This is a genomic window from Pseudarthrobacter sp. lyk4-40-TYG-27, from assembly GCF_030209295.1.
In the GTDB taxonomy this organism is placed as follows: Bacteria; Actinomycetota; Actinomycetes; order Actinomycetales; family Micrococcaceae; genus Arthrobacter.
Genome location: NZ_JARVSH010000004.1, coordinates 91,676 through 114,424 on the forward strand (window position 1 = coordinate 91,676; position 22,749 = coordinate 114,424).

The 22,749-nt window shown below is 64.6% G+C and carries 13 protein-coding genes; 3 read left to right on the forward strand and 10 right to left on the reverse strand.

Annotation, left to right across the window (positions count from 1 at the left end; translation table 11 throughout):
• The first annotated feature begins 218 nt into the window (after positions 1-218).
• The gene (locus QRM96_RS08075; protein WP_285319140.1) at positions 219-1,655 is read left to right on the forward strand and encodes a GH1 family beta-glucosidase; all 1,437 of its coding nucleotides are present in this window, start codon (positions 219-221) and stop codon (positions 1,653-1,655) included.
• A gap of 21 nt (positions 1,656-1,676) precedes the next feature.
• On the opposite strand, the gene QRM96_RS08080 is transcribed toward QRM96_RS08075, so the two are convergent.
• From QRM96_RS08080 to QRM96_RS08125, 10 genes are all read right to left on the reverse strand, one after another.
• The gene (locus QRM96_RS08080; RefSeq protein ID WP_018760457.1) at positions 1,677-2,927 is read right to left on the reverse strand and encodes an Nramp family divalent metal transporter; all 1,251 of its coding nucleotides are present in this window, start codon (positions 2,925-2,927) and stop codon (positions 1,677-1,679) included.
• A gap of 105 nt (positions 2,928-3,032) precedes the next feature.
• Entirely contained in the window at positions 3,033-3,158 is a 126-nt protein-coding gene (locus QRM96_RS08085) for a hypothetical protein (RefSeq protein WP_285319142.1), read from the reverse strand.
• A gap of 29 nt (positions 3,159-3,187) precedes the next feature.
• Positions 3,188-7,390: a hypothetical protein gene (locus QRM96_RS08090; protein WP_285319143.1), complete on the reverse strand. Its 4,203-nt coding sequence runs from the start codon at positions 7,388-7,390 to the stop codon at positions 3,188-3,190.
• 149 nt (positions 7,391-7,539) lie between these two features.
• Entirely contained in the window at positions 7,540-8,730 is a 1,191-nt protein-coding gene (gene tuf, locus QRM96_RS08095) for an elongation factor Tu (protein WP_018760460.1), read from the reverse strand.
• A 264-nt stretch (positions 8,731-8,994) separates the two neighbouring features.
• Positions 8,995-11,109 carry an elongation factor G gene (gene fusA / locus QRM96_RS08100; protein WP_018760461.1) on the reverse strand — a complete coding sequence of 705 codons (2,115 nt, stop codon included), beginning with the start codon at positions 11,107-11,109 and terminating at the stop codon, positions 8,995-8,997.
• A 69-nt stretch (positions 11,110-11,178) separates the two neighbouring features.
• Positions 11,179-11,649, reverse strand: a complete 471-nt coding sequence (gene rpsG, locus QRM96_RS08105; RefSeq protein WP_003803829.1) for a 30S ribosomal protein S7 — start codon at positions 11,647-11,649, stop codon at positions 11,179-11,181.
• Position 11,650: 1 nt separating this feature from the next.
• Positions 11,651-12,025, reverse strand: a complete 375-nt coding sequence (gene rpsL, locus QRM96_RS08110; protein ID WP_009358312.1) for a 30S ribosomal protein S12 — start codon at positions 12,023-12,025, stop codon at positions 11,651-11,653.
• A 388-nt stretch (positions 12,026-12,413) separates the two neighbouring features.
• A complete protein-coding gene (locus QRM96_RS08115; RefSeq protein WP_018760462.1) occupies positions 12,414-16,313 on the reverse strand; it encodes a DNA-directed RNA polymerase subunit beta' in 3,900 nt (1,299 codons plus the stop codon).
• Between the two features lie 145 nt (positions 16,314-16,458).
• Positions 16,459-19,968, reverse strand: a complete 3,510-nt coding sequence (gene rpoB / locus QRM96_RS08120; RefSeq protein ID WP_018760463.1) for a DNA-directed RNA polymerase subunit beta — start codon at positions 19,966-19,968, stop codon at positions 16,459-16,461.
• Positions 19,969-20,266: 298 nt separating this feature from the next.
• Complete coding sequence (locus QRM96_RS08125) at positions 20,267-20,740, reverse strand: hypothetical protein (protein WP_018760464.1); 474 nt, start codon at positions 20,738-20,740, stop codon at positions 20,267-20,269.
• 266 nt (positions 20,741-21,006) lie between these two features.
• Between QRM96_RS08125 and QRM96_RS08130 the strand changes: the two genes are divergently transcribed.
• Together QRM96_RS08130 and QRM96_RS08135 are read left to right on the forward strand one after the other, a co-directional pair.
• The gene (locus QRM96_RS08130) at positions 21,007-22,206 is read left to right on the forward strand and encodes an acetyl-CoA C-acetyltransferase (RefSeq protein WP_285319145.1); all 1,200 of its coding nucleotides are present in this window, start codon (positions 21,007-21,009) and stop codon (positions 22,204-22,206) included.
• Positions 22,206-22,703, forward strand: coding sequence for an aminoacyl-tRNA deacylase (locus QRM96_RS08135; RefSeq protein WP_285319147.1), 498 nt, complete (start codon positions 22,206-22,208; stop codon positions 22,701-22,703). Before QRM96_RS08130 ends, QRM96_RS08135 begins: the two co-directional genes overlap by 1 nt.
• The last annotated feature ends 46 nt before the right edge of the window (positions 22,704-22,749 follow it).

The following is a 22,749-nucleotide window of genomic DNA, read 5'->3' on the forward strand; positions in this document are numbered from 1 at the left end:
TCGCGCTGGGCGCGCATATGAATCCGCAGTTCCATGGGGGTGGGTTATGTTTGGTCTTCAGCTTGGACCCTGCACCCGGCATTATCCGGATCGGGACGCGAAGAAGCGCTTGAACAACTCATCTAGTATGCCGGAAAACCCTGCCAGATGCGAATCGCCGCTTTTCAGCCCCATGAACTGCCATTGCCGTGGACCGGAAGCCACTGGATGATAGGGGCATGACCATGGAAGGCACGGAATCGGTGACCGAACTGGCCGGGCGGGTGCCGCCGTCGTTCACCCTGGGTGTTGCGGCTGCGGCGTTCCAGATCGAAGGCTCCCTCAAGGCGGATGGCCGGGGACCCTCCGGGTGGGACGCCTTCGCCGAAAAGCCCGGGGCAATCCTGGACGGCCACTCCCCCGCCGTCGCCTGCGACCACTACAACAGGTTGCCCGAAGATGTGGCGCTGCTCAAGGAGCTCGGCGTTGGCTCGTACCGCTTCTCGCTCTCCTGGCCCCGCATCCAGCCCGACGGCCAGGGCAGCTTCAACGCCCAGGGACTGGATTTCTACGACCGGCTGATCGACGAACTCCTCGGGGCCGGCATCTCCCCCATGGCCACTCTCTACCACTGGGACACTCCTTTGCCGCTGGAGCACCGGGGCGGCTGGCTGAACCGGGACACGGCGCATCGCTTCGCCGAGTACGCCAGGGCGGCCGGCGAGCGGTTCGGGGACCGGGTGCCGCAGTGGGTCACCCTCAATGAGCCCGTATCGGTAACCCTGAACGGTTATGCCTTAGGGGTGCATGCACCTGGACGCCGCCTGATGTTCGATGCCTTGCCCGCCATCCACAACCAGCTCCTGGCGCACGGATTGGGGGTTCAGGCGCTGCGGGCCGCCGGAGTTGTTGGCGGCATCGGACTGACGAACCTGCACTCACCGGTCAGGCCAGCGTCCCGGAAGATCGGCGATCGGATGGTCGCCCACCTGTACGACCTGCTGATGAACCGGCTGTATGCCGACCCCGTCCTGCTGGGCCGCTACCCGTCCCTGCCGTTGTATGCCAGGCCGTGGTTGCGTTCTATCGGCAGGATCTCCGACGCAGACCTGAAGACCATCCACCAGCCGCTGGATTTCTATGGGCTCAACTACTATTTCCCGGTCAAGGTGGCGCTGGGGCCCGGCATTACGCCCCTGCCGGCGGACATGCACCAGGAACTGGCCAAGCTTCCCTTCCACGAAGTGGGGTATCCGGAGTACGGCAGCACCGGTTTCGGCTGGCCGGTGGCGCCACACCATTTGGGGATCCTGCTGCAGGAAATGCGGGACCGTTACGGCGATGCCCTGCCGCCGGTGTACATCACCGAGGGCGGGGCCAGCTTCCCCGAGCCCGACCGCGTGTCCGAGACTTTGGACGACGCCGACCGGGTGGACTACCTGGCGACGCACCTGGGAACTGCGCTGGAGGCCACGGCGCCCGGCGGTATTGCGGAGGGCGTGGACCTGCGCGGCTACTACGTGTGGACCCTGATGGACAACTTCGAGTGGGCAGCCGGCTACTCGCAGCGCTTCGGCCTGGTGCATGTGGACTTTGAGACCCTTGAACGGACCCCCAAGAAGTCCTTCTACTGGTACCAGGCCCTCTCGCGGGCCCGGGCACGCCGGGACAGCTAGCGCAGGGCTGCCGGCGCCGGCTCAGCTATGTCCGGACACCGTGAGGACGATCAGGACACAGTTCAGTCCGACGATCAGCGCGGCACTGGTCCAACCGGCAAGCCGCAGCGGCTTGGAATCCACGTGGATGCCCATCACTTCGCGGCTGCCGGTGAGCCGGATCAGGGGGATCAGCGCGAATGGAATCCCGAAGCTGAGGAGCACCTGGCTCAAGACGAGGGCAAGCGTCGGCTCTATCCCGGCACCCAGGACCACCAGTGCCGGGATCAAGGTGATGATCCGCCGGACCAGGAGGGGCACCCTCACCTTCAGGAGGCCGCCCATGATCGTGGCTCCGGCGTAGCAGCCAACCGAGGTGGAGGCCAGGCCGGAGGCAAGGAGGCCTACGGCAAAGACGACGCCGATCACCGGCCCGAGTGCCGACGTCACAGCAGCATGCGCCCCGGCAATGGTGTCGGTTCCTTCCACCCCGCGGAGGCTGGTGGCGGCCAGCAGCAGCATGGCGATATTGACGATTCCGGCAAGAAGCAGGGCACCGGCGACGTCAACGCGCGTTGCCCGAATGAGCCTGGACCGGACCCCGGGATCAGGCGAGAAGCCATGGCGGTCCCGTGCCAGGGCCGAGTGCAGGTAGATCGCGTGCGGCATGACCGTTGCCCCGAGCATGCTGGCGGCCAGCAGAACCGTGTCTGTCCCCTCGAACCGCGGGACAAGGCCGGCCAGCGCACCGCCCGCGTCAGGCGGGCTGACGAACAGGCCCGAGACGAACCCCACCGCTATCACGCCCAGGAGCGTCAGGATGGCGATCTCGAAGGACTTCTGGCTGCGGTGCGATTGAAGGGCCAGCAACAGCATGGAGGCAACACCAATGATGAATCCACCGGCCAGCAGGGGCACTCCGAAAAGGAGGTTCAGCGCCACAGCGCCACCGATCACTTCGGCCATGTCCGTTGCCCCGGCCACAAGCTCTGCCTGGGCCCAGTAGGCGCGGCGGCGCCGGGTACCCAGGCGCTTGCCCAGGATTTCCGGCAGGCTCATGCCGGTGGCCAGACCAAGCTTCGCGGATTGGTACTGGATCAGCACCGCCATGGCGTTGGCGGCCACGAGGACCCACACCAGCAGGTACCCGAAGTTGGCCCCGGCCGTCAGGTTTGCGGCGACATTGCCCGGGTCCACGTACGCGATGGCCGCCACAAAGGCGGGTCCGAGCAGCAGGAGCCGGGACCAGGCCTTGGGGCCTGCAGGTCCGGCCGTCAGTGTGGGAGCAGCCATTACGTGTCCTCATCGTTGCGGGCATCTACAAGACGAGGATAGCGCGAATTTAGGTATACCGAAAAGTAGGACTACGGTGTACCAGCGAATCTGCTCCGCACGGTGTTACGGGTTCTTGTTGGACCTGTTGATCCGTTTGGCGCGATCGATCTCGTGCCGGAAATATCTTTTGGCCCAAAACGCCCCGGCGACGACGACAACCGCGATGATCAGGAAAATAAGCCACCCCATGATGGACTCCTTTCAGTGCTGAAACAGTATCAGGGCGCGTTCCCGGCCTTGTCCTCACCAGCGTTGCCACGGTTGAGGCGCCAGACCGCAATAGCAATAAGGCCGACGGCCACCACGGTCAGGAGCGCAAACGTGTACTGCCGCATTGCCCAAAGGACGCAGACGGCAATCCCAGCGGCGCCCCACCTGACAAAGAGCCTGTCACCAAGGACCAGCCCGGCGACCAGAAGCACGGCGAGCCACACCAGTACCCACAACTGCTGTGAGGCTTCACCCCCGAACACCGTGCCCGCCCCTGACAGGCTGAGCAGCGCCGCGGCGGCACACACGTAGCGCCGGCCGATGGTGCGACTGTTCGCCAGGTATCGCAGGCCAGCCAGCACGGAGGCCAGCAGCATGTACCACTGCGCCACCCAGAAGGGGTCCGCGTGGGAATCGGCTGGCCACGGCAGGAGTCCTTGGACTGCGCCGAACTCGAACAGGGCGGCCCGCTGGACAGCAGCCACGATCGCGAATGCCGCCAGCTCCGCTGCAGGCCGGTGCATGCGGGGTGTCGCTTCGGCGACAGCAACAGCGGCGGCGGCAACGAGGACGCCCACACCGGTCCAGGAAGTTCCATCACGGTAGAGGCCCGCAAGCGCTGCCAGGAGAAGGCCGGCGAAAGCGCCGCCGGCCAAGGACCAGCGCCGGAACGGATCATCCGTTAGGGCCCTGGACCGTGCCCGGCGCACGGCGTAGAGCCCCGCTGCCGCCACGCCTGGCCCTGCCAGCCATGGCAGGTACTGTGCCCACTCCCCCGGGCGATTGCCCTCGGATTCTCCCAGCCAGGCGGCCGCCAGCATGAAGGCTCCGCCGAGCACGGCGGCCGCAGCCGGCGGATAGAGGAGCGGCCTCGCTTCCACATGGGACGCCGTCAGCAGGACCGTTGCAACGGCAAGCACGGAAGCGCCCGGAACCCAGTGGGAAGCCTGGGGCGACACAGCCAACGCCGCAGCGGTGAACGTTCCTGCTGCGGCGAGCCACAGGCGGCGCTCCGGGCCCGTAGAGACACTGCGGCGCTGCCACTCCGGACCGGCGGCGGCTGCCGCAAGGCCCAGGAGCAGAAGCACAACGGCTGTCCCGGTGAAGCTGAAGGCAGCCACGTCCCCGAAAGCAACCACCGGGCTGAGGGACAATACGCCGAAGAGCAGCCCGTAAACGCCGAAGTACAGCGCACCCCGGGCAACGAACAGCCTGCGGGCCACGGCGGCCGACACCACCAGCAGCCCGAGCTCTAGAAGCAACACCCAACGGCCGGCGCCGTCCACCCCGGTTCCACCGCCCGGCAGCGGAGCACCAAGGGTCGGGCCAAGCCGCAACGCCCCGTGCTGCACGGCGTACACCAAGGGCAGCAGAGCCTGGCCTGCAAGGGTGATCCACACGGCGGCCTGCTGGAAGGGCACGGCAGCGAGCCGGAAACGCATCAACCAGCGAATGACATGCTGGGCAGCAAGGACGAGCGCAAACGTTACGGAAACAGCGGTGGGTGACGCCGTCACGTCGTCGCTGAGCACCAAGGCAAGGACGGCAGTCAGGACGCGCGCGGCAACGAAGTACCACCCTTTGCTCCGAGGCCGGGGCACCGCTGCCACCATGACGCCGGCAAACACCGCGAAGACACCCAGCAGAACCTCCATTGCCCGGGCATTTCCGAGCGACAGGCCCGCGAGAACAATGAAGGACACAGGGGCAAAGACTCCAGCGGCCGGCTCCGTCCGCAGGACGTAGGCAGTCAGTGCGGCGGAAACTGCAGCTCCGGACACGGCAGCAAGGTGCTGCCAGCTCCCGGATGCCTGGAGCGCCAGGACAGCACAGGCGGCGAGCTGCAGCACGATGACACCGGCAGCGTCGAAAACTACGCCCGACGGGGCCCGTCGCAGGATCTTCGCGCCCAACGGCAGGGACAGCTGGGCAAAGAGGGCGGCGACGAGAACGGTGGCCGGATGCAGCGCCTCCCCTCCGACAACGAGGCTGCCGGTGCTGTGCTGCAACTGGGAGGACGCCGTCAACACCAAAACGGTCCCTGTCGACCGGGCGACCCACCAATAAGCCCACCGGTGCCCCAGCGCCGGGAGCCTGGACGCAGAAGCCACCAGGTACGCCAGCAGCAGCAAGAGGACCACATTCCCGGCCCCCTCCGTCAGCCTGCCAAACGCGAACGCCGCAAGCATCGCGCCCACCACCGGCGCCAGTACCTCTCCGGCGCCGGGCCGCCAGTTGCGCCAGTCCGCAGGTTTGCCGGTCAACAAGAAGCCGGTCACGAGAGCAGCCGTGAGCAGGATCAGCGCTGACGCCCACACCAGCCCCTGGGACCCGAGGCCCGCGACTGACGAGAGGCTGGCGATGCTCCCGAGGCCGAGGAGCGTGAAGCCGACCAGGCTCATGCTGGGCGCCAGGGCCCTTATTCCGAAACGCTGCATCGCCGCAGAGAGAAGTTGCTGCACAGCCGCCGCGATCAGCAACGTGAACCACACGGCCCGGTTCTGCCCGGCGCCTTCGGTCAGGGCTGCTGCCAGCGCAGGAGCCAGCACCGTACAGGCCAGGCGCGCGTTGAGCACCATGCGGTGCCGCAGTGCCCCGTCCGCCACGTAGGCCCGGACTGCCCAAAAGACGCAGGCCAGGAACACCATCAGCGCAAACACGCCCTCACCGAGGTGATGGCTGACGAGGGCTGCCAGCAACAGTGCCGGGAGTGGCGCGATCTCCGCGCGGCCGCGAAGCCTGGCAGCCAGCGCGAAGCCTGTGACAAGGCTCAGTAGGACTGGAAGCCACAGTGGCACAGGACTTGCAGATATCCTGGCCGGGAGGAAGAAGCCCGCGACGACGACGGCCAGCGCGTAGCCGGCCGTGGCCGCGAACTGGATGCCGAACGTGACGAACGCGTCACGCCGCCAGCGTGCCGTGCCCGCCTGCGGGCCGGCGTCGACCGTCCGTTGGTGCCCGCCGGACCCGCTTGATGCCCGCGTGATCCAGCCTTCAAGGTGTCCGCCCATGAATGCCACTGCCACTGCCTGGGCGCCGACCACAACGGCAAGGGTGAACAGGGCGACCGTCCCGCGTCCTGACACGTGCCAGATCCCCACCGTGGCCGCGATTGTCAGAGCCACCCTCGCGGCGCTGAAATACGCCACCCGCAGACCAGCCGTCGTCACTGCAAACACGGCGAAGTATGCCCCGCAGGCGCCGACGACCAGCGCATACTCGGCCTTGGTCAATCCCGGGCCACCGGGCAGGAACGGCGATAACGTGGCCGCAACCGCGACACTTGGCACCACATAGGGGTGCAGTGCGGCAAGCGGCCCGGCGAAAATAGGCGGCAGCCGAGACGGGCGCCGATGCGACAACAACGTGAAGGCCACGGCCACGCTGATCATGGCCGCGAAATACCAAACGAGTGCTCCTCCGAGGACAGCAACCCCCGACCACGCCGTCGACACCACAAACGTCAACGAGAGGTAGGTCAGGACTTTACTGTCCAGCCTGATGGCGGCCGCCACATAAGCAGCGGTCCCCAGCAGGGACGTCAGCAACCAGGTGGCCGGCCCGTTGTGCCAGGCAAAGTTGTACAGTGCCAGGCCCGAAACCGGCACCAGCGCCAGCCCGGTGCCGGTGAAGGCAACGGCGGCCGGCCTCAACCGGGCGATCTTTGCATGCAGCCCGAAGCCCAGACAGTAGAACGTTGCGGTGACGGCTCCTACACCGGCGAAGCGCAGCATCGGGGGCAAACTGCTCCCGACGAAGAGTGCCGCAGCCGCCACCAGGAGCATGCTTGCGACGTAGAGCGTGATGTTGATGTTCTGCCGGTCCCGGCGTTCCCGGCGCGCCTGGCGCTCGGCCGGCGTGACGGCACGCGGCACGGCACGGGCACCCGATGGGACTGGCGCGGGGGGCCGCGGCGGTACCGCCCGTCCGGGGCCGGAGACATTTCCCAACCGGTCGGCGTCGGCCTGCCGGGTCAGTGCGGAGGATGCCGGTGCGGGCTGCCCGAAAGCGGCTGCCGCAGCGAGCGTTCCGGCAACTGGCGGAAGCACAGGAGGAGCCGCGTCCACAGAGACCCGCGCCGGGTTCACTTCCTGCGCCGCGGGTTGGTCCGCATTGGCCGGACGCCGCATTTGATCTACTTGAGCCATGGCGTCCAGCCACCCCTGCAGATGACCGGCGCGGTACCCTGCGGCATACGACTCGTCCCTCATGTCGGGCCTTCTTCCATAAGACAACGATCCCCATTTATTTATCAAACGACTGGATAAATGGTAGCAAAAGAAAACCCCGCTGCACTGGGCAGCGGGGTTTCCTGTGGATTACCGAATCAAGGATTCGGATGGTCCGTGATCAGCAGAAACTACTTGATGATCTTGGTGACACGTCCCGAACCAACGGTGCGGCCGCCTTCACGGATTGCGAAGCCGAGGCCCTCTTCCATTGCGATGGGCTGGATGAGCGCAACGGTCATCTCAGTGTTGTCGCCGGGCATAACCATTTCCGTGCCCTCGGGCAGGGTGATAACGCCGGTTACGTCCGTGGTGCGGAAGTAGAACTGCGGGCGGTAGTTGGAGTAGAACGGGTTGTGACGTCCGCCTTCGTCCTTGGAGAGGATGTAGACGTTGGCCTCGAAGTCGGTGTGCGGGGTGATGGAACCCGGCTTGACGACAACCTGGCCACGCTCGACATCGTCGCGCTTCAGACCGCGGAGAAGGAGGCCACAGTTCTCGCCGGCCCATGCTTCGTCGAGCTGCTTGTGGAACATCTCGATACCGGTAACCGTGGTCTTCTGGACCGGGCGGATGCCGACGATCTCGACCTCGGAGTTGATGGCGAGGGTTCCACGCTCGGCGCGGCCCGTAACAACGGTGCCACGACCGGTGATGGTGAAGACGTCTTCGATCGGCATCAGGAACGGCTTGTCGCGGTCACGTACGGGGTCCGGAACGGACTCGTCGACTGCAGCCATCAGGTCCTCAACGGACTTGACCCACTCGGGGTCGCCTTCCAGGGCCTTCAGGCCGGAGACGCGGACAACCGGAGCGTTGTCGCCATCGAAGCCCTGCGAGCTCAGGAGCTCGCGAACTTCCATTTCGACGAGGTCGAGGAGCTCTTCGTCGTCAACCATGTCGGCCTTGTTCAGCGCGACCAGCAGGTAGGGAACACCAACCTGGCGGGCCAGCAGAACGTGCTCGCGGGTCTGAGCCATCGGGCCGTCGGTGGCGGCAACCACGAGGATTGCGCCGTCCATCTGGGCAGCACCGGTGATCATGTTCTTGATGTAGTCAGCGTGGCCGGGGGCGTCAACGTGTGCGTAGTGACGCTTCTCGGTCTGGTACTCCACGTGGGAGATGTTGATGGTAATACCGCGCTGACGCTCTTCGGGTGCAGAGTCGATCGACGCGAAGTCACGCTTCTCGTTGAGAGTCGGGTACTTGTCGTACAGCACCTTGGAAATGGCGGCCGTCAGCGTCGTCTTACCGTGGTCAACGTGACCAATGGTGCCGATGTTGACGTGCGGCTTAGTCCGCTCGAACTTTGCCTTTGCCACAGGTTCCTCCTAGAACGTTTTCAAATGACATACCCTCCTGCCGCTCTTGTCGCGGCAGAAACTCAGGTAAGTCTACTTGGGGGGCTTTGGATTGGTGAAATTGCAGATTCAGGAACTAATACTAGTCCCTAGAGCCTGTTCGTGCAGATGGCCGGGAACCGGCTTGACCGGACGAATCCGACCGTGCCCCGGCCACCTGCACCGGCTGTGCTTTCCGTAACCGGCAAGCGCACCCGAGTTTTTCGCTGCGAAAAGTCCGAAGGACTACTCGCCGCGGGTCTTCTGGATGATCTCGTCGGCAACTGCCTTCGGGACCTCGGCGTAGCTGTTGAACGTCATGGAGTACACAGCACGGCCCTGGGTCTTCGAGCGCAGGTCACCGATGTAGCCGAACATGCCGGACAGCGGAACGTGCGCACGGATGACCTTGACGCCCTGTGCATCTTCCATGGACTGCATCTGGCCACGGCGGGAGTTGAGGTCACCGATAACTTCACCCATGTATTCCTCAGGGGTGCGGACCTCGACATCCATCAGCGGTTCAAGCAGAACCGGGTTCGCCTTGCGCGCAGCTTCCTTGAAAGCCATGCGGCCGGCGATCTTGAACGCCATTTCCGAAGAGTCAACATCGTGGTACGCGCCGTCAATCAGCGTGGCCTTGATGCCGACAACCGGGTAGCCGGCCAGGACGCCGTCGTTCAGCGCATCCTGGATGCCCGCGTCAACGGACGGGATGTACTCGCGGGGAACGCGGCCACCGGTGACCTTGTTCTCAAACTCGTACAGCTCGCCCTCGGCGGTGTCCAGCGGCTCGATCGCGATCTGGATCTTTGCGAACTGGCCCGAACCACCGGTCTGCTTCTTGTGCGTGTAGTCGTGGCGTTCGACGGCGCGCTTGATGGTTTCGCGGTAAGCAACCTGGGGCTTGCCCACGTTGGCCTCGACCTTGAATTCGCGGCGCATGCGGTCCACCAGGATGTCCAGGTGGAGCTCGCCCATGCCGGCGATGATGGTCTGACCGGTGTCTTCGTTGAGGGACACCTGGAAGGTGGGGTCCTCAGCGGAGAGCTTCTGGATGGCCGTGGAGAGCTTCTCCTGGTCACCCTTGGTGTTCGGCTCGATGGCAACCGAGATCACGGGCTCCGGGAAGCTCATGGACTCGAGCACGATCTGGTTGTTGGCATCGCACAGGGTGTCGCCCGTGGTGGTGTCCTTCAGACCGATGGCTGCATAGATGTGGCCGGCGGTAGCACCCTCGACGGGCATTTCCTTGTTGGCGTGCATCTGGAACAGCTTGCCGATGCGCTCCTTCTTGCCCTTGGTGGAGTTGACCACCTGGGCGCCTGCTTCCACGTGACCGGAGTACACGCGGATGAAGGTGAGCTGGCCGAAGAAGGGGTGGGCCGCAATCTTGAAGGCCAGAGCCGAGAAGGGCTCTTCCGAGGAAGGCTTGCGGGTCAGTTCCTTCTCTTCGTCGCGAGGATCGTGGCCGACCATCGGGGGGACGTCGAGCGGGTTCGGCAGGTAGTCCACCACGGCATCGAGCATCGGCTGGACGCCGCGGTTCTTGAAGGCGGAGCCACAGAAGATCGGGTACAGCTCGGAGTTGATGGTCATTTTGCGGATGCCGGCCTTGAGCTCGTCGATCGAGATCTCTTCGCCCTCGAGGTACTTCTCCATGAGTTCCTCAGAGGACTCGGCGACCGTCTCAACGAGGTTCGCGCGGTACTCTTCAGCCTTTTCCTGCAGGTCGGCAGGGATCTCGCGGATTTCGTACTTGGCACCCATGGTCACGTCGCCCTTGGCGTCGCCCGGCCAAACCAGGGCACGCATGTAAAGCAGGTCGACGACGCCGATGAAGTCGTTCTCGGCACCGATGGGCAGCTGCATGACCAGCGGCTTGGCACCGAGGCGGCTGATGATGGTGTCTACGGTGAAGTAGAAGTCAGCACCGAGCTTGTCCATCTTGTTGACGAAGCAGATACGCGGAACGTTGTACTTGTCAGCCTGGCGCCAAACGGTTTCCGACTGCGGCTCAACGCCTTCCTTGCCATCAAAGACGGCAACTGCACCGTCGAGGACGCGCAGGGAGCGCTCAACCTCAACCGTGAAGTCAACGTGGCCGGGGGTGTCGATGATGTTGATCTGGTTGTTCTCCCAGAAGCAGGTCACGGCGGCAGACGTGATGGTGATGCCGCGTTCCTTTTCCTGTTCCATCCAGTCAGTGGTCGAAGCGCCGTCGTGCGTTTCGCCGATCTTGTGGTTCACACCCGTGTAGAACAGGATGCGCTCGGTTGTGGTGGTCTTGCCGGCATCAATGTGGGCCATGATGCCGATGTTGCGGACCTTACTAAGGTCGGTAAGCACGTCCTGTGCCACGGGGTCTCCTTTTGGGATGGACTACACGTTCGCCGCCGGCTCTGTTGAGCCGGCGGCGCCCGGGGAGTATTACCAGCGGTAGTGTGCGAAGGCCTTGTTGGACTCGGCCATCTTGTGGGTGTCTTCGCGACGCTTCACAGCGGCACCGAGACCGTTGGACGCATCCAGGATTTCGTTCTGGAGGCGCTCGGTCATCGTCTTTTCGCGGCGGGCCTTGGAGTAGCCAACCAGCCAGCGCAGGGCGAGTGCGGTGGAGCGGCCCGGCTTGACCTCAACCGGGACCTGGTAGGTGGCGCCACCGACGCGGCGGGAGCGAACTTCAAGCGAAGGCTTGACGTTGTCCATGGCCTTCTTCAGCGCTGCGACGGGGTCGCCACCGGACTTGGCGCGTGCGCCTTCGAGGGCACCGTAGACGATGCGCTCTGCAGTGGACTTCTTGCCGTCAACAAGCACCTTGTTGATGAGCTGGGTTACCAGCGGGGAGCCGTAAACCGGATCCGAAACGAGCGGCCGCTTGGGGGCCGGACCCTTGCGAGGCATATTACTTCTTCTCCATCTTTGCGCCGTAGCGGCTGCGGGCCTGCTTACGGTTCTTCACGCCCTGGGTATCAAGGGCGCCACGGACGATCTTGTAGCGGACACCGGGGAGGTCCTTAACACGACCACCGCGGACGAGCACAATGGAGTGCTCCTGCAGGTTGTGGCCAACACCGGGGATGTAGGCGGTAACTTCCACGCCGCCGTTGAGGCGAACACGCGCCACCTTACGCAGAGCCGAGTTCGGCTTCTTCGGGGTGGTGGTGTAAACGCGGGTGCAAACACCGCGGCGCATGGGGCTGCCCTTAAGCGCGGGAGCCTTGGTCTTTGAGACCTTAGGCGTGCGGCCCTTGCGGACCAGCTGGTTAATCGTAGGCACTCTCGTGTTCTCCGTTTTATCCGGAGTGGCTGTTTCCGGCCACTCTCTTGTTGCGTTGCCCCGCCGCCCGAGCCCTGAAGAGGATCTTCATGGCGGCGAAGGCGAAGCCTTTAATAGTCGGATCGCATACCGGGAAGGAGCTTGCGATCCCATCAGTCCCTAGGCATGCAAAAATGTGGCATACGTTGCACAAGAACCCTGCAAACCGGAAACGTCGCTCTGGCCCAGCCTTTCAGCTGATACCGGCGCACTCATCCACTGCCACAATAACAATTGGTAACCAGTCTACCACGGACAGTGTCCAGGCCTTAATCGACGGGTTAAAGGGGGATGGTCCCCCACCGTGCGGTGCGGGACCATCCCTTTCGGCTAAGCCGGCTTCTGCTGGTTAGCGGAAGTCGTTGCCGAGGTCGTAGTCATCCAGCGGGATGGCGTGGAACTCGGGAGCTCCGTCACCGCCCAGGGTGTCGTACGAGAAATCGCTGAATGCGCTGGGGCCGGTGAACAGGTTGGCCTTCGCTTCTTCAGTGGGCTCGACCGTGACCTCCGTGTAGCGCGGGAGGCCCGTGCCGGCGGGGATCAGCTTACCGATGATGACGTTCTCCTTCAGGCCAAGCAGCGGATCGCTCTTGCCTTCCATGGCCGCCTGCGTCAGGACGCGGGTGGTCTCCTGGAAGGAAGCGGCCGAGAGCCAGGACTCGGTGGCCAGCGACGCCTTGGTGATGCCCATGAGCTCAGGACGTCCGGAAGCCGGAGTCTTGCCCTCGGACACAACGCGGCGGTTGGCCTCCTCGAACCGGCTCCGCTCGGCGAGCTCGCCGGGCAGCAAGTCCGATTCACCGGACTCGATGACCGTGACGCGCCGCAGCATCTGGCGGACGATAACCTCGACGTGCTTGTCGTGGATACCGATGCCCTGGCTGCGGTAGACGCCCTGGACCTCGTCCACCAGGAACTTCTGGGCGGCACGCGGACCCATGATGCGCAGGACCTGCTTGGGGTCCACGGGACCGTTGATCAGCTTCTGGCCAACGGTGACGTGGTCACCGTCTTCGATGAGCAGGCGTGAACGGCGCAGGACCGGGTAAGCGATCTCTTCCGTTCCGTCATCCGGGGTGATGACCAGGCGCATCTGGCGCTCGGACTCTTCGATGGTGATGCGGCCGGCTGCTTCGGCAATCGGCGCGACACCCTTCGGAGTACGGGCTTCGAAGAGCTCCTGGATACGGGGCAGACCCTGGGTGATGTCGTCGCCACCGCCGGCGGAAACTGCACCACCGGTGTGGAACGTACGCATGGTCAGCTGGGTACCGGGTTCACCGATGGACTGTGCGGCAATGATGCCCACGGCCTCGCCGATGTCCACAGTCTTGCCGGTGGCCAGCGAACGGCCGTAGCACAGGGCGCAGGTGCCGACGCTGGACTCACAGGTGAGGACCGAGCGGACCTTGACCTCGGTGATGCCTGCCTTGAAGAGTTCCGCGATGACGACGTCGCCGCAGTCGGTGCCGGCGGCTGCGAGGACATTGCCCTCGGAGTCCACGACGTCGACGGCCAGCGTACGGGCGTAGGCGCTGTTCTCGACGTTCTCGTCCAGGACGAGCTCACCGTTGGAATCGGCGACGGCGATGGGCGTGACCAAGCCGCGCTCGGTGCCGCAGTCTTCTTCACGGACGATGACGTCCTGCGAGACGTCCACCAGGCGACGGGTCAGGTAACCCGAGTTGGCGGTACGCAGGGCGGTATCGGCCAGGCCCTTACGGGCACCGTGCGTGGCGATGAAGTATTCCAGCACCGACAGGCCCTCACGGTAGGAGGACTTGATGGGGCGCGGGATGATCTCGCCCTTCGGGTTGGCCACCAGGCCACGGATACCCGCGATCTGGCGGACCTGCATCCAGTTACCACGTGCACCGGAGGACACCATGCGGTTGATGGTGTTCATCGGTGACAGGCTCTCGCGCATCACCGAGGCGATGTCGTTGGTGGCCTTGTTCCAGATCTCGATCAGTTCCTGGCGACGCTCGTCGTCGTCGATCAGGCCCTTGTCGTACTGGCCCTGGATCTTGGCGGCCCGTTCCTCGTAACCGGCAAGGATTTCCGGCTTGGCAGCCGGGACCTCGATGTCGGAGATGGCAACCGTGACGCCTGAGCGGGTGGCCCAGTAGAAACCGGCGTCCTTCAGGTTGTCCAGCGTTGCCGCGGTGACGACCTTCGGGTAGCGCTCGGCGAGGTCGTTGACGATCCGGGACAGCTCGCCCTTGTCGGCAACAGCCTCGACCCAGGGGTAGTCCTCGGGCAGGGTCTCGTTGAAGAGGACCTGGCCCAGGGAGGTCTGGACGAGAGCGGGCTGACCCTGCTCCCAGCCTTCCGGAGCTTCCCAGCCGGCGTAGGGCACGAAGCCTTCGAGCCGGATCTTGACCTGCGAGTTCAGGTGCAGCTCGCGGGCGTCGAACGCCATGATGGCTTCCGAAACCGAACCGAAGATGCGGCCTTCGCCGGCTGAACCCTTGCGCTTGGTGGTCAGGTGGTAGAGGCCGATGATCATATCCTGCGAGGGCAGGGTGACCGGGCGTCCGTCGGAGGGCTTCAGGATGTTGTTCGAGGACAGCATCAGGATGCGGGCCTCAGCCTGCGCTTCGGGGCTCAGCGGCAGGTGGACTGCCATCTGGTCACCGTCGAAGTCTGCGTTGAACGCGCCACAAACCAGCGGGTGCAGCTGGATTGCCTTGCCTTCAACAAGCTGCGGCTCGAACGCCTGGATGCCCAGGCGGTGCAGGGTAGGTGCACGGTTGAGCAGCACCGGGTGTTCGGTGATGATCTCTTCGAGAACGTCCCAGACCTGCGGGCGGTAGCGCTCCACCATCCGCTTGGCCGACTTGATGTTCTGGGCGTGGTTGAGGTCAACCAGGCGCTTCATCACGAACGGCTTGAAGAGCTCCAGGGCCATCTGCTTGGGCAGGCCGCACTGGTGCAGCTTCAGCTGCGGGCCGACGACGATGACCGAACGGCCGGAGTAGTCGACGCGCTTGCCGAGGAGGTTCTGGCGGAAACGGCCCTGCTTGCCCTTGAGCATGTCGCTCAAGGACTTCAGCGGACGGTTGCCCGGTCCGGTGACCGGACGGCCGCGGCGGCCGTTGTCGAAGAGGCTGTCAACAGCTTCCTGAAGCATGCGCTTCTCGTTGTTGACGATGATCTCCGGAGCACCAAGGTCAAGCAGGCGCTTGAGGCGGTTGTTCCGGTTGATCACGCGGCGGTAGAGGTCGTTCAGGTCGGAGGTCGCGAAGCGGCCACCGTCCAGCTGGACCATCGGGCGCAGTTCCGGCGGGATCACCGGGACGGCGTCGAGCACCATGCCGAGCGGGCTGTTGTTGGTGGTCAGGAACGCGTTGACCACCTTCAGGCGCTTGAGGGCGCGGGTCTTGCGCTGGCCCTTGCCGTTGGCGATGATGTCGCGCAGCAGGTCGGACTCAGCCTGCATGTCGAAGTTCTCAAGACGCTTCTTGATGGCCTCGGCACCCATGGAGCCTTCGAAGTACATGCCGTAGCGGTCGCGCAGTTCGCGGTACAGGCCTTCGTCACCTTCGAGGTCCGCGACCTTGAGGTTCTTGAAGCGGTCCCAGACCTGCTCGAGGCGCTCGATGTCGGCGTCGGCGCGCTTGCGCACGTTGGCCATCTGGCGGTCGGCGGAGTCGCGGGCCTTCTTCTTGTCCGCTGCCTTGGCGCCTTCGCCCTCGAGGCGTGCGATTTCGCCTTCGAGGTCGCGGGCGATCGCGGCGATGTCGGCGTCGCGGTTGTCGATCAGCTGCTTCTTCTCGATGTCGTGCTCAACCTGCAGGTTGGGCAGTTCCTCGTGGCGGGCGGCCTCGTCGACGCTGGTGATCATGTAGGCGGCGAAGTAGATGACCTTTTCGAGGTCCTTCGGAGCCAGGTCAAGGAGGTAGCCCAGGCGGGACGGAACACCCTTGAAGTACCAGATGTGCGTGACGGGAGCGGCCAGCTCGATGTGGCCCATGCGCTCACGGCGGACCTTGGCGCGGGTGACTTCGACGCCACAGCGCTCACAGATGATGCCCTTGAAGCGCACGCGCTTGTACTTGCCGCAGTAGCACTCCCAGTCCCGGGACGGGCCGAAGATCTTCTCGCAGAAGAGGCCGTCCTTCTCGGGCTTGAGCGTGCGGTAGTTGATGGTTTCCGGCTTCTTAACCTCGCCGTACGACCAGCCGCGGATGTCTTCCGCGGTGGCGAGGCCGATCTGCATGAGGCCGAAGGAGGATTCGCTGGACATATGGTCCCTGTTCTCTCTTGTTCTCTAAATTCTGAAGTCTTGACGGCGCCGGGGTTTCGACAGCTCAACCACCGGGCGCCCTGGGTGCGGGAGGAGGGAGGGGGCGTACGACGGCGGGTGGTCACCCGCCGTCGTCAGCCTCCTGCTAGACCTCTTCTACGGAGCTGGGCTCTGCGCGAGACAGATCGATGCCCAGTTCTTCCGCAGCCGTGAAGACTGCGTCATCAGAGTCACGCATTTCAATTGTGGTTCCGTCCGTGGAAAGCACTTCCACGTTCAGGCACAGCGACTGCATTTCCTTGATCAAGACCTTGAAGGATTCGGGAACACCCGGCTCGGGGATGTTCTCGCCCTTGACGATCGCTTCGTAGACCTTCACGCGGCCGTGGATGTCATCCGACTTGATCGTGAGGAGCTCCTGGAGCGTGTAGGCGGCGCCATAAGCTTCGAGCGCCCACACTTCCATTTCACCGAAGCGCTGGCCACCGAACTGTGCCTTACCACCCAGCGGCTGCTGCGTGATCATGGAGTACGGGCCGGTGGAGCGCGCGTGGATCTTGTCGTCCACCAGGTGGTGGAGCTTCAGGATGTACATGTAGCCGACCGAGATCGGATCCGGGAACGGTTCGCCGGAGCGGCCGTCAAACAGGCGGGTCTTGCCCGAGGAGTTGATCAGGCGGTCACCGTCACGGGTCACGTTGGTGGAATCCAGCAGGCCCGTGATTTCCTCTTCGCGGGCACCGTCGAACACCGGCGTGGCAACAGTGGTGGGGCCACTCTCGCGCGGCAGGTTCGGCAGCTGCTTGACCCACTCGGGCTCGCCTTCGATCTTCCAGCCGGTCTTGGCAACCCAGCCGAGGTGCGTTTCGAGCACCTGGCCCACGTTCATGCGGCCCGGAACACCCAGCGGGTTCAGGACGATGTCAACGGGGGTGCCGTCGGCAAGGAAGGGCATGTCCTCGACCGGGAGGATCTTGGAGATAACGCCCTTGTTGCCATGGCGGCCGGCGAGCTTGTCGCCGTCGGTGATCTTGCGCTTGGCAGCCACGTAGACGCGGACCAGCTGGTTCACGCCCGGGGGCAGCTCGTCGTCGTTGTCGCGGTCGAAGACGCGGACGCCGATGACGGTGCCGGACTCGCCGTGCGGCACCTTCAGGGAGGTGTCGCGCACTTCGCGGGACTTCTCACCGAAGATGGCGCGCAGCAGGCGCTCTTCCGGGGTCAGTTCGGTTTCACCCTTCGGGGTGACCTTTCCAACCAGGATGTCGCCTGCTTCAACCTCGGCACCGATGTGGATGATGCCGCGCTCGTCCAGGCCGGCCAGGACTTCCTCGGACACGTTGGGGATGTCACGGGTGATCTCCTCGGCACCAAGCTTGGTGTCGCGGGCATCGATCTCGTGCTCCTCGATGTGGATGGAGGAAAGGACGTCCTCGGCAACGATGCGCTGCGAGAGGATGATGGCGTCCTCGAAGTTGTGGCCTTCCCAGGACATGAATGCCACGAGCAGGTTCTTGCCAAGCGCAAGTTCACCCTGGTCCGTTGCCGGGCCGTCGGCGATGATGCCGCCGACTTCCAGGCGCTGGCCTTCGTTCACCAGGACGCGGTGGTTGTAGCAGTTGCCCTGGTTGGAGCGGGCGAACTTGTTGATGCGGTAGTTGGTCTCGGTGCCGTCGTCGTTGAGCATGATGACGAGCTCGGCGGAAACCTCGGTGACCACACCGGCCTTCTTGGCGATGACAACGTCACCTGCGTCAACGGCGGCGGCGCGTTCCATGCCGGTACCCACGAACGGGGCCTCGGAACGGACCAGCGGCACGGCCTGGCGCTGCATGTTGGCACCCATGAGTGCACGGTTGGCGTCGTCGTGCTCCAGGAACGGGATCAGGGCGGTTGCCACGGACACCATCTGGCGCGGGGAGACGTCCATGAACTCGACGTCGGCGGCGGGAACCAGGACGGGCTCGCCTCCACCACCACGGGCACGGACCAGGACAGTGTCCTCGGCGAACTTGTTGTTCTCGTCCAGCGGGGCGTTGGCCTGCGCGATCAGCACCTCGGCCTCGTCGTCGGCCGTCAGGTACTGGACGTCGTCGGACACGACGCCGTCCTTGACCAGCCGGTACGGGGTTTCGATGAAACCGAACGGGTTGATCCGGCCGTAGGACGCCAGCGAACCGATCAGGCCGATGTTCGGGCCTTCAGGAGTTTCAATGGGGCACATACGTCCGTAGTGGGACGGGTGCACGTCACGGACTTCCATGCCGGCACGGTCACGGGACAGACCACCCGGGCCAAGCGCGGACAGGCGGCGCTTGTGGGTCAGGCCCGAGAGCGGGTTGTTCTGGTCCATGAACTGGGACAGCTGGGACGTTCCGAAGAACTCCTTGATGGCTGCAACCACAGGGCGGATGTTGATCAGGGTCTGCGGCGTGATGGCCTCGACGTCCTGGGTGGTCATACGCTCGCGGACGACGCGCTCCATGCGGGACAGGCCGGTGCGGACCTGGTTCTCGATGAGCTCGCCGACGGCGCGGATGCGGCGGTTGCCGAAGTGGTCGATATCGTCGATTTCGACGCGCAGGTCCACTTCCTGGCCATCGCGGGTGCCCTTGATGGTCTTCTCGCCGGCGTGCAGCGCGACGAGGAACTTGATCATGGCAACGATGTCTTCAACGTGCAGGACCGAGGCTTCCTTGTCACCAAGGGAGCGGTCGATGCCGAGCTTGCGGTTGATCTTGTAGCGGCCAACCTTGGCCAGATCGTAGCGCTTGGAGTTGAAGTACAGGTTGTCCAGCAGGGACTGGGCAGCCTCGACGGTGGGCGGCTCGCCCGGACGCAGCTTGCGGTAGATGTCCAGCAGGGCGTCTTCGCGGGTCTCGGTGGCGTCCTTCTCCAGGGTTGCCCGCATGGAGTCGTACTGGCCGAACTCTTCGAGGATCTGGCCTTCGGTCCAGCCGAGGGCCTTCAGCAGGACGGTGACGGACTGCTTGCGCTTGCGGTCGAGGCGGACACCTACCTGGTCGCGCTTGTCGATCTCGAGCTCGAACCAGGCACCGCGGGACGGGATGATCTTGGCGGTGAAGATGTCCTTGTCGCTGGTCTTGTCAGCGGCGCGCTCGAAGTAGGCGCCCGGCGAACGGACCAGCTGTGAGACGACGACACGCTCGGTGCCGTTGACCACGAAGGTACCCTTCTCGGTCATCAGCGGGAAGTCGCCCATGAACACGGTCTGCTGCTTGATTTCGCCCGTGTTGTTGTTCATGAACTCGGCCTTCACGTACAGCGGAGCCGAGTACGTTGCGTCCCGGTCCTTGCACTCGGCCATTGTGTACTTGGGGTCAGCGAACTCCGGATCGGAGAAGCTCAGGGACATGGTGCCCTGGAAGTCCTCAATCGGGGAGATCTCTTCAAAGATGTCCGACAGGCCGGACGTGGTGGCGACGCTGAGATCGTTTTCTTCGACAGCCTTTGCCACGCGTGCCTGCCAGCGCTCATTGCCGACCAGCCAGTCGAAGCTGTCTGTCTGCAGGGCAAGCAGATTCGGAACGTCAAGAGGTTCGTGAATCTTTGCGAATGAGAGCCGGCGAGTGGCACCATCAGTGCTGTCGGCGGTGTTAGCGGTTTCGTTATTAGAGGTGCTCGAGGCGACCAAGAGGGATCCTTCCACAGACCTTCAGGCGTTTTCAGATCTCCCCCGCTGTGCACCCTGCGGAGTGACTCCGCAGCGCTACCATCCGGTTCCGCTATATGACCCGGGACCCGCGCTGACGATGCTGTGACGTTGTCACGGCACGTTTATTGCCAGCTGCCAGGCAAAGCCCACCGCTATATGAAGGCTGAAGGTAAACAGGGAAGACGCAAATATCTACGATACGGCAAAACAACCTACGTGTCTACCCCACATCCGGCCGGATTGCAAGCACCTGTTTTCACGCTGTGCACCGGGCACACTACAGGCGCAGCGTGACGCCTTCCGCCGTGCAGGTTCCCGAGTTGGCGAAGACGGCGTCACGCACGGCGTCCTTGGACTCCTGGGCGGGCGTGCCGCCGGACTCAGCGGCAGCCGAGTGGTCGATCGCAAGCAGGCTGAGCGAGGCGAAGAGTCCCTCAAGGTCGCCGGAAACCGTGGCTTTGGCATCTTGGGCCTTCAGGTAGACGTCCTCGTAGCCTTTTGCATCGGTGGGGGAAACGGCAGCATAGTCCGCGAACAATGTGTTGAAGAGTTCACAGGCTTCCTTGGTACCCGCAGCCGCGTTGCCGGCGCCTGTTGACGTTGCTGACGCACGGGGCGTGCTGCCATCGCTGGACCGGACCGAGGGCGAAGCGGACGGCTGAGTTGAGTCCGCCGGCGACGGTGTCGATACCGAGCAGCCGGTGAGCGCGGCAACGGCGGCAAGGGCTGCTGCGGCAAATGTCGTCTTCATGTTCTCGCTCCGTCCGTCACGGCCCCGGAACCGGTGTCCCCCTGGAAAGCCTCGCCCACCACCCTACGCAAGGCGCCGCCGTCGTGCACAATGCCGGGATGGGGACCTCTCCCCCGCCTGCCGCGGCCTCCCGCCCGGAGGGGAGGATTCCTGCCGCAACCGGGACGCCGGAATGCACACAGACGATTCGGCGTTTGAGTATATGGGTGACCAGGCTCACGATAGCCTTGGTGGCTTACACCTGAACCGGATTGAAAGTGATGACCATGGGCAACTCTCCTGACAACAGTGACGTTGTCATCCTTGCAGCAGCGCGGACCCCGCAGGGCCGCATCAACGGCCAACTGTCCAGCCTGACGGCGGTGGACCTCGGCGCCCACGCCATCAGGGCTGCCTTGGCGGCCAGCGGCATTGATGCAGCCGACGTGGAAGCCGTGATCATGGGCCAGGTACTGCAGGCGGGTGCCGGCCAAAACCCTGCGCGGCAAAGCTCCATCGGCGCCGGGATCGGCTGGAACGTCCCCGCCGTGACGGTCAATAAGGTATGCCTCTCCGGGCTCACCGCCGTGATCGACGCCGCCCGCATGATCCGGGCCGGCGAAGCAGCCGTGGTGGTGGCCGGCGGCCAGGAATCCATGAGCCGGGCACCGCACCTGCTCCCCGGGTCCCGCCAGGGATGGACCTACGGCTCCATCCAGGCACTTGACGCAGCCGCCCACGACGGTTTGACCGACGCCTTCGACGGCGAGTCCATGGGGTTGTCCACCGAGACGCGCAACCTCACCCTGGGCATCGACCGGACCTCCCAGGACAACGTGGCCGCACAGTCCCACCAACGCGCGGCCCTCGCGGCAAAGAACGGAACGTTCGACGGCGAAATCGCCCCGGTCAGTGTGAAGCAGCGGAAGGGCGATCCACTGGTGGTGGACACCGACGAGGGCGTGCGCCCCAACACCTCCGTGGAGTCGCTCGCCGGGCTGCGCGCCGCATTCGTTACGGACGGAACCATCACGGCCGGCAACTCTTCTCCCCTGTCCGACGGCGCCACCGCACTGGTGCTCGCTTCCCGCGCCTACGCCGACGAACACGGCCTGGAGTACCTGGCCGTCGTCGGGAAGCCGGGCCAGGTTGCCGGACCGGACAACTCCCTGCATTCACAGCCTTCGCACGCGATCATGAATGCCCTCGGCAAAGCCGGCTGGAGCACGGCCGACCTGGACTTCATCGAGATCAACGAGGCCTTCGGTTCCGTTGCCGTGCAGTCGCTCAAGGATTTGGACTACCCCCTGGAAAAGTGCAACATCCATGGCGGGGCGATCGCCCTGGGGCATCCGATCGGGGCTTCCGGGGCGCGGCTGGCCGCGCACGCCGCCCATGAGCTCAAGCGCCGCGGGACGGGCAAGGCCGCGGTGGCCCTGTGCGGCGGAGGGGGGCAGGGCGAAGCGCTCCTGCTCTACCGCGACTAATGGCGGGCCTGACCGCAAACGGAACGGACGGCGTCGGGCGGGAACGTTTCCTGGCCGACGCCGCCGCGCGCGGCCTGCACGTTGACGTCGTGGAACGTCCGCAGGCACGCAGCCTCGCCGAAGCGGCCGATATCCTGGGCATCCCGCCGGCCGACATTGTGAAGTCACTGGTGGTCAAGCACAAGGACGGTTCATTCCTGTTCGCGCTGGTTCCAGGCGACCGGCAGATTTCCTGGCCGAAACTCCGGTCCCTGCTGGGCGTCAACAAGCTCTCGCTGCCACCGGCAGACGTTGCCCTGGAAGCGACCGGCTACGAACGTGGCACCATCACGCCGCTGGGCAGCACTACCGCATGGCCTGTCTATGCCGACGCCACGATCACCGGCCGCGTGATCTCCATGGGCGCCGGAGCCCACGGCTACAGTGCGTTCGTTGACGCCGACTCGCTGACCGCAGCCCTGGATGCCGTAGTCGCCGACATCTCAGATCCCGGCTGACCCTTCGGCCCCGTTTAAAGCAGGAAACCCCGCCCAACTGGCTCGC